4 protein-coding genes are annotated in these 3,732 nt (G+C 60.1%); 1 reads left to right on the top strand and 3 read right to left on the bottom strand.

Features of this window, described 5'->3' with window-relative positions:
- The 3 genes from EN964_RS28370 to EN964_RS28360 form a co-directional block, all read right to left on the bottom strand.
- A partial coding sequence (locus EN964_RS28370) for a DeoR family transcriptional regulator (protein ID WP_164776043.1) occupies positions 1-194 on the bottom strand: 194 nt, incomplete at its 3' end.
- 80 nt (positions 195-274) lie between these two features.
- Positions 275-931, bottom strand: coding sequence for a GntR family transcriptional regulator (locus tag EN964_RS28365; RefSeq protein WP_127266983.1), 657 nt, complete (start codon positions 929-931; stop codon positions 275-277).
- 149 nt (positions 932-1,080) lie between these two features.
- Positions 1,081-2,010: an AraC family transcriptional regulator gene (locus EN964_RS28360; RefSeq protein ID WP_164748649.1), complete on the bottom strand. Its 930-nt coding sequence runs from the start codon at positions 2,008-2,010 to the stop codon at positions 1,081-1,083.
- A 233-nt stretch (positions 2,011-2,243) separates the two neighbouring features.
- On the opposite strand from EN964_RS28360, the gene EN964_RS28355 reads away from it, so the two are divergent.
- Positions 2,244-3,732: TonB-dependent siderophore receptor (locus tag EN964_RS28355; protein WP_127277007.1), on the top strand; the 1,489-nt coding region annotated here is incomplete at its 3' end.

Genomic DNA, 3,732 nt, shown 5'->3' with positions numbered 1-3,732 from the left:
GGTCTGTCAGTGTCGCCGAGCTGTCCTTTATCCGACAGCAGTTTCAGGTCGCGGCGGATGGTTTCGCGTGAGACATCGAAGAACCCGGCCAGCTCGGCGACACTGACAGACCCGTGAGCGCCCAGCCGCCGCAGGATCTCTTCGTGGCGACGTGGAGCAAGGGCGCGCGCCGGCAGGCTGCTGTCGGGGGACATGATGATCCTGGATCGAGTATCGATGTTGCAATATGTGGCAGTGATCGCGCGCAGAGGCAACCGGAGCTCAAGCCACGCCGTCAGGATTTTCGCGACAGGCCATCTTCCCTGATCGCGCTGACCAGCGTCTCGCTTCCCTCGCGAAGATGCCGCCTCAGAATGCTTATGGCCTTGTCCTCCTTGCGCGCCCTGCAGGCGGCCAGCAGGTCGCGGTGCTCCGTCTGCGAGCGGCTGCGATAATCCAGGTTCGACAGGAGGATGCGGACGTAGCGATCTGCGGCATTGTGGTGCGCCTCGATCAGGCCGAGCAATCGACGGTTACCGCAGGCGTCGTAGAGAGCCAGATGAAAGGCACGGTTCAGCGCACCCCATCGGCCGACATTGCGCTCCGCGTCGATCTGGTCGAGCACCTGTTCCGCCTCGTCGAGCTTCGCGCCGGCGAGGTTGGGAAGCGAAAGCCGCACCGCCTCGCATTCAAGCAGTTCGCGCAGTGCGTAGATTTCACCGATCTCGGCGCCGTCCATCCGGGCGACCTGCGCGCCTTTTGTCGGATGGATGGAAACAATGCCTTCGGCTTCCAATTGGCGAAGGGCGTCACGAATTGGCATGCGGCTGAAGCCAAACTGCTCGGCCAATTCGTCCTGGCGCAGCGGAGTGCCCGCCTTGATGGTTCCACCGGCAATCGCTTCGCGCAGGACATTGGCGACCTGTTCGGCCACGGTTCGCGGCCCCTGCATCACGCTTTCCGCAAATCCTTGCAATCGATGCTCCCGTTTGACGCGGCGCTCAGCTTAACGGATGTAGGTATCCTCGTATACGCAGTATCGGCAACGCCCCAAGGGTTCGCCGCACTATTCCGACGGTCTCTGCCCGGGCTATTAGCCACTCAACCAAGGGTCTGCCGCGCTTCATCCCGAACGCTGGAAGGCGCCACGCCATAACGCTTTCGGAAGGTGCGGTTGAAGTAGGAGATATCCCCGAAACCGACTTCATAGGCAGTGGCGCCTATCGAAAGCGTTCCCGTTCCCCGCAACAGCAGCTTGCGCGCCTCGGCCAGGCGCCGTTCGAGAAGATATCTCGAAAATGTCGTCCCTTCGCGCTGAAACAACTTCTGGACATATCGTGGTGTAACATCGAGGACAGCGGCCACAGCGGAAATGCTCAGATCGCCATCCCCCAGGTGATCATCGATATAGCGTTTAACAGGGTGCAGCCGGTCACGTTCCACCGTTGATGGGGTTTCCAGATAGGCGACGACGAGCGGAAGTATTTCGTTGAAATGGGCATTGGCCATCTCCGCCTCGTTGGCAGAATGCGGGCCACGCATCAACAGATAAGCGCCGTAGGTGATCAGAAGCTGGAGCGGAGGAAACGTTCTCGGGATCGGTCGCAGCATCAGCCTGGAAAGCGTCTCGCCGGAAACGCGGAAAGCGGCGCCGGGCAGGCTGCCGCAGTCCAGCCTGCCCCCTTCCGGCAGATACCAGTCGTAGGCCATCTCACCGGATACAAAGAGGAAATCTCCAAGCGCGGCTTCTATCTTCCGTCCATCCTGCTCAACGACCAGCGGACCTTCCATGCTTCGCAACATGAGCACCTTGTCCGAACCCGGCATTCCAATCCCCCGCACCCGTAACGGCGAGGGCGGGAAGAAACACGTCATGACGTTCAGATCGGCGAGGCCACATGTCACGCCACGCACGGCGGAGAGGACACCCAGCCCTGTTTCGATCGCGACCTCCCCGATGACCGTTAAAAAATGGCCGGCGCACAACCGCTCGGCTTCCGCGTCGTCGTGACCCGACATGTCGAAGCTCACCGGGCTGATCCCGCTGGGGTTGGTCGACCTGTGATATAACTGCAACATTTTCAATTCGGATCGTCGGAGTTCGTTTTCAGCAGTGCCGGCTTCGCTTCACTCCAAGCGCGCCATCGCCCTGATCGATAACATGAGTAATTGAGACATATTTAATCGATCCGGGAAAAGGGAGCCAGCGATTTGTGGCCCTCAATGCCTTTGCGGCACCCGAGGGGCCAATTTGGAGTGCGACTATGCGGAATGAACTGATCGCGGGAACTTGCCTCGCACTGCTGCCACTTGCTTTCACGACCATGCCCGTGCAGGCGCAGAACACTGGAGATTCGGCACCCGCGATACAGCTGGAAACAGTGTTGGTGACGGCGAGCAGAACGGAGCAGCCGATCTCCAGCATTCCCGGGTCCGTCCAGGTCATCGAGGCTGATGAGCTGGCACAACAGCTCAAGCTGACGAGCGACCCGGCGACCCTGATTTCCAAGCTGGTTCCCGGTTTTTCGATCGCAAACCAGACGATTTCAGGTGCCTCGGAAAGCTTTCGCGGTCGCGGCGTGCTGATTCTCGTCGACGGCATTCCCCGCAACACCCCGTTGCGTGACGTTTCACGAACGCTTTCGCTTATCGATCTCGGCAAAGTCGAGCGCATTGAGGTGGTCAACGGGGCAAGCAGCCTTTACGGCTCCGGCGCGACCGGCGGCACCATCAATTTCATCACCAGGCGGGACGCGACCGAAAGACCAACCGTCACCGTCGAGACCAAGGTGAAGGCGTTCACTGCAAATCCCGGCAAGTCCCTGGCGCCGGAAGTTTCGGTTTCGGCGACGCAGAAGATCGGCAAATTCGACTACATGTTCTCGGCCAGCGGCCAGCGGACGCGCCGGACCTATGACGGAGACGGTCGCGAACTGCCGTCCGACGCCATGCTCGGCCAAGGCGGGGGCGATCGCACCGACTTCGGCAACCTCTATGCAAGACTGGGATATGAGGACGGGGCCCGTCGTTTCGAGGTCTCCGGCGAACTGGTCCGCATGGAACAGAATCCGGATTGGTTTTCCAATTTCCAGGCCACTCCAGCGGCGCCCGACTACACGGCGCCGTATACGGGCGAATCCGTGGAAGAGAATTCAAAATATTTCACCGCGCGCTATACCGACACCGCCTTCGCCTTGGGATCGCTCGAAGTGAAGTCGTTCTACAACGATATGGAGAAGCGCTTTCCCTTCACCCGCTTCGATCGCTTCGTGAACAATCAGGTCTACTATTCGGGCAACCCGCTCAACCCGCAGGCCAGCTTTGCCCAGACCACGCTCTTCAGCAAGCGCGCCGGCGTCACCGCTACGGTCGAGACCCCTCTCGACATGCTGCTGGAGGGGTCGACGCTGACCTGGGGCCTGGACTTCATCCACGACAAGACCTTCCAGAAACTCGAGAACGGCTGGGACGTCATCAGTCCGATGAAGCAGAACTCGGTCGCCGGCTTTGCCCAGTTGCAGGTCCCTGTGACCGACCGGCTGCGCCTGCAAGGTGGATTGCGCTACGAACGCTACTTCCTCGACATCGAGGATTTCAACCGCCCAGCCATCTTTTACATCAACCGGCCATATCCGGCGATCAACGTCATCGGCGGGTCCTTTGACTACGACAATCTGACTTTCAATGTCGGCGGCACATTCGATCTCACGCCCGATGTCCAGCTTTACGGTGGCTTCTCGCAGGGGTTCTCGC

The sequence above is a fragment of the Mesorhizobium sp. M7A.F.Ca.CA.001.10.2.1 genome, assembly GCF_003998575.1.
Lineage (GTDB): Bacteria > Pseudomonadota > Alphaproteobacteria > Rhizobiales > Rhizobiaceae > Mesorhizobium.
This window is presented reverse-complemented; position numbering and strand designations above follow the sequence as displayed.

Excerpts from the sequence above, each read along its gene's own strand:
- EN964_RS28365 (WP_127266983.1), bottom strand. The coding sequence starts at position 931 with ATGCAGGGGCCGCGAACCGTGGCCGAACAGGTCGCCAATGTCCTGCGC.